The organism is Stenotrophomonas sp. YJH_SMC_17 (assembly GCF_059371655.1).
The window spans coordinates 129437-140345 of record NZ_JCAFUU010000009.1 but is presented as its reverse complement, the minus strand read 5'-3'; the positions used below and the strand labels follow the sequence as shown (position 1 = coordinate 140345).

The following is a 10909-nucleotide window of genomic DNA, read 5'->3' as shown; positions in this document are numbered from 1 at the left end:
GCGCTGTGGAACCACCCGATCCCATCCCGAACTCGGAAGTGAAACGCAGCTGCGCCGATGGTAGTGTGGCTCAAGCCATGCGAGAGTAGGTCATCGCCAGGGTTTATACCCAAAACCCCGCTGCTCACGCAGCGGGGTTTTTCTTTGTGCGCAGGAAAATGCAGCTGCTGGAATGCACCGGTAGATCCAGGCACTGCATGGATAGGTGGAATGGGCCTGCGCGATGGACGTGTCAAGCTCGCTGGCCAGCACCCGGCACTACCGGTGATGGGGCCATGCAATGCATCCGGCGGTAGTATCGGCAGGTCCACGCCATGCGTGATGCGTGGGGTGGGCATGCGCACTGCGCGCGGCGTGGTTGCCGGCCCGCGGCCGTCACTACCGAAGGATTGATACCACCGGGTCCTGTGCTTCCCGTGATCCATCACGCAGGACACATGAAAAAAGACGGCGCCCTGCGGGCGCCGTCTTTACGAGGATGCTGCTGACGGCGGAGATCAGGCGACCAGCGCCACGCCCTGTGACTCCTGCCGACGGAACACCGACACCGCATCATCCAGCGTGCCCGCCTGCGACTGCAGCTCGCGTGCTGCGGCAGTTGCTTCCTCCACCAGCGCAGCATTCTGCTGCGTGGCCTGGTCCATCTGCACCACGGTCTGGTTGATCTGCTCGATACCGATTGACTGCTCCTGCGACGCTGCGGATATCTCGCGCATCAGGTGGCTGACATTCTCGACACCCCCCACGATCCCCTGCATGCGTTGGCCGGCATCCGCCACCAGCTGGGCACCTTCGCCCACCTGGCGGCCGGCTTCGTCGATCAGCCTCTTGATCTCCTGGGCCGCCGCCGCCGAACGCTGCGCCAGCACCCGCACTTCACTGGCCACCACCGCGAAGCCTCGGCCCTGCTCGCCGGCGCGCGCCGCCTCCACTGCCGCATTCAGCGCCAGGATGTTGGTCTGGAACGCGATGCCGTCGATGACGCCGGTGATGTCGCCGATCCGCTTCGACGCGCCCTCGATGGCCTGCATGGTGTCGACCACCCGCTGCATGGCCAGGTTGCCGTCGCTGGCCGCGTCCTGCGTGGAGGACGCCAGCGCGCTGGCCTCCCGCGCATGGGCGGCGTTCTGGCGCACGGTGGCCGTCAGTTCCTCCATGGAGGCCGCGGTTTCCTGCAGATGCGCCGCCTGCCGCTCGCTGCGCTCGGACAACGCACCGTTGCCGGCAGCGATCTCACTGGCCGCGGTACTGATCGACGATGCGCAGTCCTGGATGCGGCCGACCATGCGTGCCAGCTGTTCCGCGGTGGCATTGGCGTCGCGCTGGATGGCAGCGAAGGCGCCGTGATACTCGCCGTGCATGCGCCGATCCAGGTCGCCGCTGGCCAGTGCCGAGAGCATCTGCCGCACTTCGTCGATGGTGCGGCCCAGCGTATCCAGCAGCTGGTTGATGCCACCGGTCAGGCCATCGAGGAAGCTCGCCCCTTCGGTGGCCTGCAGGCGCTGGTCGAGGTCACCGGCGGCAGCGGCCGCAACGATGCCGGCGACGGCGTTCTCCAGCGTGAGTTCTTGGGTGCGGTCATGCCACTCCACGGCGAAGCCCAGGCGCAGGCCCTGCGCGTCGAACACCGGCGTGACCACCTGGGCGAAGTGCACCGGGCCGATCTGCACCTTGCCGTTGTGCGTGACCTGCAGGCCGTTGAGGATGGCGCGGATGCGGTCCGGGTTGGCGTGGAAGCGATGGATGCTGCTGCCCACCAGGCGTTCGGCATCGAAGTCAGGGAAGGCCTGGCGCAGCGTCGCCTGCTGGTTGCGTAGCAGGGCCACCACCGAGCGGTTCACATAGCGGATCACGTGGTCGTTGTCTGCGATCATCATTGCGGTGCGCGAAGCATCCAGCGCCTGGCGGATCTGCGCGTTCTCCGCATGCGAGGCGGCCTCACGACCGCGCTGGGCCTGTACATGGCGCGCGGTGTCGGCCAGTGCATGGGCCAGCGAACCCGGTGCACTGGCGCGCGTGTCGGCATGTGCCGCAAGATCCGCGCCGGTGGCAATGTCGCGTGCCAGCGCGGCGAGGCGGCGCGGGCCGTGGCCCAGCGCTTCGGTCTGCTGGCGCAGGCGCAGCGCGACCTGGCCGAGGAACAGGGTCAGGCCGACGAACAACCCTGCCTGCAGCAGCGTTGGCCACACGGCCGCGCCTTCAAGCAGCGGTGCAAGCAGCGCGAGGGTGCCGACGCCACCGGCCAGCCAGACCGGCACGCGATCACGATGGCTCAACAGAACACTCAGCAGCAGCGCGACAGGCAACGCGGGCGACAGCCCGACGATCGCGCACAGCAGGGCCAGCTGCAGCGACAGCAGCACCGCCAGGGCATTGCGGGCGAAGCGCTTGCCGGCCTGCGGACCGGCCAGCCACAGCGCAGGCAGCAGTGCAGCCGCAGTGGTCCAGGCGCCCGGCAGCTGCGGACCACCGCGCAAGGCCAGTGCCAGCCCGGTGACGGCCAATGCTGTGCTGCCGATCAGCAGGCGACGATCGGCGCGGTGGGCAAGCTGCTGCAGATGCGGCAGGCGAGCACTATCGGGGGGGCGGGAGGATGCAACGGACATCGGCGACTCCTGGATCAGCAAACGACAACGGCCACGCCGCGACGCCCGCACGAATGCGTCGCCAGAACGGGAACCGGGGATTCGGGGAATGCGACGCGGTCAGCGACGCGCAGACGGGGCGCCGTGACCCCATCCTGTGGGTAACGGTGCAATGGAGCGGGCATGCGGACTTCCTTGCAGAACCAGACACACGCCGCAGGCCCGACCGGGCCCGCGTGCTGCGGGCACAGCGGCCCGCAACTGATCTATCGGCCGGAAGTGCGCAGAGTGAAGTGCGCGGACGCCGTGACTCAGCCCGCGTTGTCGGTGCTGAAGAAGTGCAGGATCACTGCGGCGACCTGCGCCGGGTCTTCCATGTGCAGGTGATGGTTGCCGGGAAACACCGCCAGCCGCCCATCACGCAGGTGCTGCAGGCGATCACTGCGCATCGGTTCGGGATAGTACGACTGTGCCGGTGTGGCATAGATCACCTGCGTCGGGCAGGCGATGGCCTGCAGCAGGTTGTCGATCTGCCCTTCGCTGAGGCGGATCGCGGTCGGCAGCATCAGGCGCGGATCGCTGCACCAGCGATAGCCACCCTCGACCGGCTCCACGCCGCGTTCGACCAGCAGGCGTGCACAGCGCTCGCTGAGCTGGTTGGTCATCATCCGCGCGCGGATCGGCGCGGCCAGGTCGGGGAACACGCGCAGCTGCTTGCGCCCCAGCCCACGCGTGGCATTGACGTGCTCGCGCAGGCGGTTGGCTGTTTCTTCCTCGGGACCGCGCAGGCCGCCGAGCGCTTCGATCGCCACCAGGCGCTCCACCCGATCACTGACCGAGGCGGTAAGGCTGGCGATGCCGGCGCCCATCGAATGGCCGAGCAGGCTGAAATGGTCCCAGCCCAGCGCATCGGCCACGTCGAGTACGTGGCAGATCGCGGCGGCCGTGGTGTAGCTGGCACCGGCCGGCAGATGCGCGCTGTGGCCGTGGCCGGGCAGGTCGATGGCCACCAGCTGCAGCGAGGCCAGGTGCGGGGCCAGTGGTACGAAGCTGGCGGCATTGTCGAGCCAGCCATGCAGGGCCAGCACGCGTGGGCCGTCGCCATGGTTGCGCAGGCCGGCGACGCGCGCGCCACCGACCTCGAGTTCAAATGGCTGCAGGCTCATGCCAGCGAGGCCACGGCCAGCCGTGCCAGTGCGCGCGCATGTTCCGGTTCGGCGTTGAGACACGGGATGTAGCGCATTTTCGCGCCGCGCTCGGCCAGCGTCTCGGTGAAGCCCAGCGCCACTTCTTCCAGCGTTTCCAGGCAGTCGGTGGCAAAGCCCGGGCAGACCACGTCGATCTGCTTCACACCGGACTCGGCCAGCGCCCACAGGCTTGGCTCCGCATACGGCTGCAGCCAGCGCTCGCGGCCGAACCGAGACTGGTAGCCCATCTGCCACTCGTCGCTGCCCAGGCCCAGCGCGCTGGCGATGGCCTGCGCACTGGCCTCGCAGCGCTGCGGATACGGATCGCCACCATCGGCCAGGCGCTGCGGGATGCCATGGAAGGAGAACATCAGTTTCTGGCCACGACCGTGCTGCTCCCAGTAGCGCCGGATCGAGCCGGCCACGGCCTCGACCCAGCCCGGATCGACCGAGTAGTCGCGCACCAGGCTGACGGTCACGCCCGGGTTGCGGCGCTGCCACGCATCGACCCGGTCTTCGACCGAGGCGGTGGTGGTGGTGGAGTACTGCGGGTACAGCGGCAGCACGACGATGCGGCGAGCGCCGTCGGCGGCCAGACGGTCGAGCTCGCCGGCCAGCGCCGGTTCGCCGTAACGCATCGCGTGGCGCACCGTCAGGGTCGGCAGCAGGGCCTGCATGGCCTGCGCCAGCTGGCGCGTATGCACCATCAGTGGTGAGCCGTCGGGCAGCCAGACCTGCGCGTACTTGGCCGCCGAACGGCTACTGCGCAGCGGCAGGATCAATCCACGCAGCAGCGGCTGCCACAGCAGCGCTGGGATCGAGACCACGCGGGGGTCGGACAGGAATTCAGCCAGGTAACGGCGAACGGCGGGGGCCGTCGGCGTCTGGGGCGTGCCTAGGTTGACCGCCAGCACGGCGGTATCGGGAGCGTCGAGCATGGTCGCTATTGTCGCCGATCCGGCGTGGCACCGGGATGCAGGGTCCGGATTGGACGCATAGCGCGCGCCTCTATGAGCAGGGAACGCTCATAGGATATTCATGACAACACTACTAATTTCAGTCACTTGCTATATCTTCCTATGGACTGACTTCTGGAGCCTGCCATGCGTCGCCCGATCCAAGCCCTGCTGATCGCCGCCAGTCTGCTGTCCAGCCAGGCCATGGCCGGGCCGCAGGAAGACCAGCGTGCGCGCAACGCCGTGCGTGTGCTGGCTGAAATCCAGGAAATCCCTGAACAGTCCATTCCGGACAAATTGCTCGACGAAGGCCGCGCGGTCATCGTCATTCCCGACACGATCAAGGCCGGTCTGGTCATCGGCGGTCGCCGCGGCCATGGCCTGATGTCGGTGCGCATGGCCAACGGCGCCTGGTCCAACCCGGTGTTCGTGAAGCTCACGGGCGGCAGCATCGGCTTCCAGGCCGGTGTGCAGTCTTCCGACGTGGTGCTGGTATTCCGCAACGATCGCAGCCTGGACAACCTGGTCAACGGCAAGTTCACGCTGGGCGCCGATGCCGGCGTCGCCGCCGGACCGGTTGGCCGCAATGCTGCGGCCGCCACCGATGGCCAGCTGAAGGCTGAGATCTGGTCGTGGTCGCGTGCCCGCGGCCTGTTCGCCGGGGTGGCCCTGGACGGTGCGGTGCTGCAGATCGACGACGCCGCCAACCTCGACGCCTACGGCAGCAACACCACGCCGCGGATGATCTTCGAAGGCCGCGCCGCCGGTTCGCCGTCGATGGACGTGGTCGCCTTCCGCGATCGCCTGGAAGAGGCCACCTACGCCGCCCGCAACAACCGCAACGGCAACGGCGGCAGTGCGCCGCGTCCGGCAGCGGCGCCGGCCGTCGCCCCGGCGCCTGTTCAGGCAGCGCCGGCTGCTCCGGCCGAAGCCACCACCGCCCCGTTGCAGAACGTGCCGCAGAACCCGCCGCCGCAGCAGCAGGGCTTCCAGCCGGTGAACGACGGCGAGATCCGCACGGAAACGCTGGGCGGAAACTGACTTTCGTCACGCGCGCCGGCTAACAGCCGGTGCGCTATGCTCGACAGCCTGATCACTAACGTAACGAGCGTCTTTATGGGCAGTTTCAGCATCTGGCATTGGTTGGTCGTGCTGGCCATCGTCCTGCTGGTGTTCGGCACCAAGCGCCTGACCAGTGGCGCCAAGGACCTCGGCTCGGCGGTCAAGGAATTCAAGAAGGGCATGCGCGACGACGACAAGCCGAACGCGCAGCTGGGTGATGAGTCGCGCAGCCAGGACGCCTCGCGCACCGCGCAGGACGAGCACGACCGCAACGCACGTTGATCCGGAGCGGTTGCGGTGTTCGATATCGGCTTCAGCGAACTGCTGGTGATTGCAGTGGTCGCCCTGGTGGTGCTCGGTCCCGAGCGCCTGCCCAAGGCGGCCCGCTTCGCCGGCCTGTGGGTGCGTCGTGCCCGCAATCAGTGGGATTCGGTGAAACAGGAACTGGAACGCGAGCTGCAGGCCGAGGAGATCAAGCGGCAGATGCAGGACGTGCGCCAGGGCATGCAGGACACCGAGAACCAGCTGCGCGCCAGCGGCGAAGCGATCCGTCGCGAAGCCCAGCAGGCGCAGCAGCAGGGCGATGATCTGGTGCAGGAAGTCCGTGCACCAGCGCCTGCGGATCTTCCGCCGCACATGAGTGCCGCGCCCGATGCGGTTGAACCGACGCAGGACGGTGGTGCCGCCGAGCCGGTTTCGGCCGCGCCCGCTGAAGCCGGTACGCCGCCGCCGGCGCAGAGCACGGAGCGCCAGCCATGAGTGAACAGGATTTCGGCGAGAGCTCGCTGGTCGAACATCTGGTGGAGCTGCGCGGTCGCCTGGTGCGCGCCTTGCTGGGCCTGGGCGTGGTGCTCCTGGCGCTGCTGCCGTTCACCCAGAAGCTGTACAACGCACTGGCCGAACCACTGGTGTCGCAGCTGCCCAACGGGCAGACGATGATCGCCACCAATCCGGCCGGCGCGTTCTTCGCGCCGCTGAAGCTGACCTTCTTCGTTGCCTTGTTCGTGGCGGTGCCGTGGCTGCTGTACCAGCTGTGGGCGTTCGTTGCGCCCGGCCTTTACGCGCGTGAAAAGCGTCTGGCGGTGCCGCTGCTGGTGTCGTCGGTGCTGCTGTTCTACACCGGTTGCGCCTTCGCCTACTTCCTGGTGCTGCCGGCGGTGTTCCACTTCCTCACCACCTTCAGCCCGGAGGTGATCGCCATTACGCCGGATGCGAATGCCTACCTGGACTTCGTGCTGGCGATCTTCTTCGCCTTCGGCGGCAGTTTCGAGCTGCCGGTGGCAATGGTGATCCTGGTGCTGCTGGGGTGGGTGACGCCGCAGCAGTTCAAGGAAGGCCGCGGCTACGCGATCGTCGGCATCTTCGTGGTGGCGGCGGTGCTGACCCCGCCGGACGTGGTGTCGCAGCTGATGCTGGCGATCCCGATGTGCCTGCTGTACGAGCTCGGCATCCACGCCGCGCGCTGGCTGGTGCCGTCGTCGGTACTGAAGAAACCCGCCGCCTGATCCGGTAGCGCCGGGCCGTGTCCGGCGTGTTTCGGTTCGATGCGATGGCGCCCGCCGGGCATGGCCCGGCGCTACCGTTGAGCGCTGCTCAGGCGTGGAACACGTCGCTGGAGCTCGGCGTGGACGGAATCGGCGGCGCTGCGCGGCTGCCGCGGTGCACGAACATCTGCTTCCACGCGGCATAGACCGCGCCGACATACAGCGGCATCAGCACCGTGGTCAGTACCAGCTGGGCGATGAAGGCGGCGGCCAGCGGGCCACCGATCAGCATCGCGATCTGGATCACGATCACGAACAGGATGTACATGCAGAACGCGGCGATCAGGCCGAGCACCGCGAACACGATCATCGCGCCGATGTTCTCGATGCAGCCCTGCAGGCTCAGGCGCAGCGCGTGCATGCCGCTCTGCTTGTCGAACACCACCAGCGCCGGCTGGGTGAACATCGCCAGCGACAGCGCAACCGCGCTCAGGAACACCAGCAGCATCCACAGCGCGATGCGCTTGGCCGGCAGGTTGGCAACCAGCGCGGCGGCATCGTCCGGCTTGATCTGCTGGCCGCTGCGGCTGATCTCTTCCATCTTGGTCATGACCTCGCTGAAGGCGGTGAAGCCCTCGCGACCGATCATCATGAACAGCAGCGCGCCCAGCAACAGCACCGCCAGTACCTGGATCGCCAGCGGCACCAGCAGGTGGCTGACGCGGTGGTCGCGGATCGGCTGCAGCAGATGCGAGGCCAGGCCCGGGCGGCCCTCATCGATTTCGCCCACGGCATACAGCATGCCGCCGAACATGATCGGCGAGATGGCCAGCGTCATCAGCTGCACGGCCATGCCGGCGGCGCCGGGAATCAGCGTCGACAACAGCGTGACCACCCAGCTCACCAGCAGCCAGGTCAGGCCGATCCGGGCCAGCTGCAGCGGCGCACGCCGGTACAGGGAGAACGTATCCAGCAACCACTGGGCGCCCGCCGAAGCCGGCAGCTTGCGAATCTCTTTCATGGACATCCGGGAGGGACAGGAGGGGCCGGGCGCGTGCCCGTGCCGCCGATTATCCCTGTTTTGCCATCGGCTGGGCTGAAGACAGCCGCGCCTGGCGGACGAAGCGCCGCAACAGCTGGCGGGCCAGCGGCGCGGCACTGACCGCGCGCTCGATGCTGCGGGCGCAGCCGCCATGGCGGCCGATGCAGTCGGCGCGGGCACGCACGTAGCCACGCATGTGGTGGGTGGCGAACTCCGGATGGAACTGCACGCCCCAGGCCTGGCGGCCCCAGCGGAAGGCGTGGCAGCCGTCCAGCGGCGACCTCGCCAGCACCTCGGCGCCGTCGGGCGCGCGCAGCACGGTCTGCAGATGGGTGGCGTGGGCGGCGAAATGCTGCGGCAGGCCTTGGAACAGCGGGTCCTGTGCGGCCTGCGGCTGCAGTTCCAGTTTGATCGTGCCGGACTCGCGGCCGGCCGGGTTGTAGGCCACCTCACCGCCCAGCGCATGCGCCAGCAGTTGATGGCCGTAGCAGATGCCGAACACCGGCAGGTCGTCGTGAGCGGTCTGGCGCAGCCACGCGGCGCTGCGCTCGCTCCAGTCGGCATGGTCGGTGACGAAGGCGGCCGAGCCGGTCACCAGCACGCCGGCGAAGGCGTGCGGGTCGGGCAGGGCGCCACCGTGCTCGACATCGACCACCACGGTCTCGTGTTCTTCCAGCCCGGCGGCGACGCGGATCCAGTGCGGAAAGCGACCGTAGCGGCGCAGCGACGGTACCGGGCGGCCGGTTTCAAGGATCAGGAACGGGGCTGGGTTCATCCGGGGGCGGCAGGACTGACAGGACTTCCTCGATTGTAGTCAGCCCCTGCGCCACCTTTTCAAGCCCAGCCTGGCGCAGGGTTCGCAGCCCTTCAGCCCGCGCGGCACGGGTGAAACCGGCCAGGTCCATGTCGGCGCGGATCTGCCCGCGCAGCCGCGAACCCAATGGCAGCAACTCATACAGGCCGATGCGGCCGAGGAATCCGGTGCGCCGGCACTCCAGGCAACCGACCGGCCGACAGGGCGTGGCGGCATCTGGATATGCACCATGGCTATCAGCCAGCACCGCCCAATCGGCCGCGCCGAGGCTGTGCGGCTGCTTGCAGTGCGGGCACAGCGTGCGCACCAGGCGCTGGGCGAGGATGCCGTTGAGGGTACTGGCCAGCAGGTAATGCGGCACGCCCAGGTCGAGCAGGCGGGTGACCGCCGATGGCGCGTCGTTGGTGTGCAGGGTGGACAGCACCAGGTGGCCGGTCAGCGAGGCCTGCACCGCCATCTGCGCGGTCTCCAGGTCGCGGATCTCGCCGATCATGATGATGTCCGGGTCCTGCCGCAGCAGGGTGCGTACGCCGCTGGCGAAGTCCAGGTCGATGTTGGCCTGCACCTGCATCTGGTTGAACTCGGGCGCGATCATTTCGATCGGGTCTTCCACCGTGCACACGTTCACGTCCGGCGTGGCCAGCCGCTTCAGCGTGGAATACAGGGTGGTGGTCTTGCCCGAGCCGGTCGGGCCGGTGACCAGCACGATGCCGTGCGGGCGCTCGACCAGCGCATTCCAGCCAGCGGCTTCCTGCGGGCTGAAACCGAGCTGGTCGATGCTCTTGAAAGCCGCATCCGGGTCGAAGATGCGCATCACGCACTTCTCGCCGAAGGCGGTGGGCATGGTCGACAGGCGCATCTCGACCTCGCGGCCACCCGGCGACCGGGTCTTGATGCGGCCATCCTGCGGGCGCCGGCGCTCGGCCAGGTCCATGCGGCCGAGCACCTTGATGCGGCTGACCACCGCGGTCATCACCGCCGGCGGCACTTCGAACACCTTGTGCAGCACGCCGTCGATGCGGAAGCGCATGCGCCCCATCTCGCGGCGCGGCTCCAGGTGGATGTCCGAGGCGCGCTGTTCGTAGGCGTACTGCAGCAGCCAGTCGACGATGTGCACGATGTGCTGGTCGTCGGCGTTGACGTCGCCGGTGCGGCCCAGCTCGACCAGCTGCTCGAAGCTGGGCAGGGTGGTGCTGGCCTCGCCGCGCACGTCGCCGCGGGCACCGCGCACCGAACGGGTCACCCCGTAGAACTCCATGGTGTAGCGGTGCAGGTCCAGCGGGTTGACCACGGCCAGCTCGATGCGACGGCGGGTCAGGTGCTGCAGGTCGCGGCGCCATTCCTGCACCAGCGGCTCGCTGGTGGCCACCAGCACGCGCTCGGCATCCACCGCCAGCGGCAGGAAGCGGTGGCGGCGGGCGTAGGCATGCGACACCAGCGCGGTGACCGCGGCGACGTCCACCCGGGTCGGGTCGATGCGCAGGTAGCGGCTGCCGGTGCGCTGCGCCAGCCACTCGGTCAGGCGTTCCAGGGTCAGTTCGCCGCCGCCGGTGGCGGCCAGCTTGAGGTTGGACAGCAGCACCAGTGGATGCACTTCACTGGCGTTGCGCGCGCCCTGCGCGGAGAACCGCATGCGCTCGCGGTCCTGCTCGGCCACCAGGCCATCGCCGATCAGCGCCGCAGCAATCTGCTCGAAATGCAGCCGTCCCCAGGGCAGCGGGACGCCGCCCGCCTCGCCGGGCGTGCCTGCCGGCAGCCGATGTTCCATCTGCCTGCTCC

10 protein-coding genes and 1 rRNA gene are annotated in these 10909 nt (G+C 68.4%); 5 read left to right on the top strand and 6 right to left on the bottom strand.

Going from position 1 to position 10909, the window contains the following annotated elements; all coding sequences use genetic code 11:
- Nucleotides 1-102, top strand: a 5S ribosomal RNA gene (rrf, locus tag AC5P8Z_RS18495); the annotation flags it as partial.
- Between the two features lie 395 nt (nt 103-497).
- Here rrf and AC5P8Z_RS18490 read toward each other — a convergent pair.
- The 3 genes from AC5P8Z_RS18490 to hemH form a co-directional block, all read right to left on the bottom strand.
- Nucleotides 498-2606 carry a methyl-accepting chemotaxis protein gene (locus tag AC5P8Z_RS18490; RefSeq protein WP_495229714.1) on the bottom strand — a complete coding sequence of 703 codons (2109 nt, stop codon included), beginning with the start codon at nt 2604-2606 and terminating at the stop codon, nt 498-500.
- 290 nt (nt 2607-2896) lie between these two features.
- Nucleotides 2897-3751, bottom strand: coding sequence for an alpha/beta fold hydrolase (locus AC5P8Z_RS18485; protein WP_495229713.1), 855 nt, complete (start codon nt 3749-3751; stop codon nt 2897-2899).
- Complete coding sequence (gene hemH / locus AC5P8Z_RS18480; protein ID WP_286070408.1) at nt 3748-4710, bottom strand: ferrochelatase; 963 nt, start codon at nt 4708-4710, stop codon at nt 3748-3750. Before hemH ends, AC5P8Z_RS18485 begins: the two co-directional genes overlap by 4 nt.
- Before the next feature lie 165 nt (nt 4711-4875).
- Here hemH and AC5P8Z_RS18475 point away from each other — a divergent pair, with 165 nt between their 5' ends.
- The 4 genes from AC5P8Z_RS18475 to tatC all read left to right on the top strand — a co-directional run bounded on the left by AC5P8Z_RS18475 (nt 4876) and on the right by tatC (nt 7295).
- Complete coding sequence (locus tag AC5P8Z_RS18475; protein WP_495229712.1) at nt 4876-5769, top strand: lipid-binding SYLF domain-containing protein; 894 nt, start codon at nt 4876-4878, stop codon at nt 5767-5769.
- A gap of 75 nt (nt 5770-5844) precedes the next feature.
- Entirely contained in the window at nt 5845-6072 is a 228-nt protein-coding gene (gene tatA / locus AC5P8Z_RS18470; RefSeq protein WP_049443854.1) for a Sec-independent protein translocase subunit TatA, read from the top strand.
- Nucleotides 6073-6087: 15 nt separating this feature from the next.
- The gene (gene tatB, locus AC5P8Z_RS18465; RefSeq protein WP_495229711.1) at nt 6088-6549 is read left to right on the top strand and encodes a Sec-independent protein translocase protein TatB; all 462 of its coding nucleotides are present in this window, start codon (nt 6088-6090) and stop codon (nt 6547-6549) included.
- A complete protein-coding gene (tatC, locus tag AC5P8Z_RS18460) occupies nt 6546-7295 on the top strand; it encodes a twin-arginine translocase subunit TatC (RefSeq protein ID WP_286070405.1) in 750 nt (249 codons plus the stop codon). The genes tatB and tatC overlap by 4 nt, the downstream gene beginning before the upstream one ends.
- 88 nt (nt 7296-7383) lie before the next feature.
- Here the strand turns inward: tatC and AC5P8Z_RS18455 are convergent, their stop codons facing one another.
- Genes AC5P8Z_RS18455 through AC5P8Z_RS18445 form a run of 3 tightly spaced genes read right to left on the bottom strand, consistent with a single transcriptional unit; the run spans nt 7384 to nt 10898 of the window.
- Nucleotides 7384-8295 carry a BPSS1780 family membrane protein gene (locus tag AC5P8Z_RS18455; RefSeq protein ID WP_286070404.1) on the bottom strand — a complete coding sequence of 304 codons (912 nt, stop codon included), beginning with the start codon at nt 8293-8295 and terminating at the stop codon, nt 7384-7386.
- A gap of 49 nt (nt 8296-8344) precedes the next feature.
- A complete protein-coding gene (locus tag AC5P8Z_RS18450) occupies nt 8345-9091 on the bottom strand; it encodes a glutamine amidotransferase (RefSeq protein ID WP_495229710.1) in 747 nt (248 codons plus the stop codon).
- Nucleotides 9063-10898 (bottom strand): GspE/PulE family protein, encoded by a 1836-nt coding sequence (locus AC5P8Z_RS18445; protein WP_495229709.1) that lies wholly within the window; start codon nt 10896-10898, stop codon nt 9063-9065. The genes AC5P8Z_RS18450 and AC5P8Z_RS18445 overlap by 29 nt, the downstream gene beginning before the upstream one ends.
- Between the last annotated feature and the right edge of the window lie 11 nt (nt 10899-10909).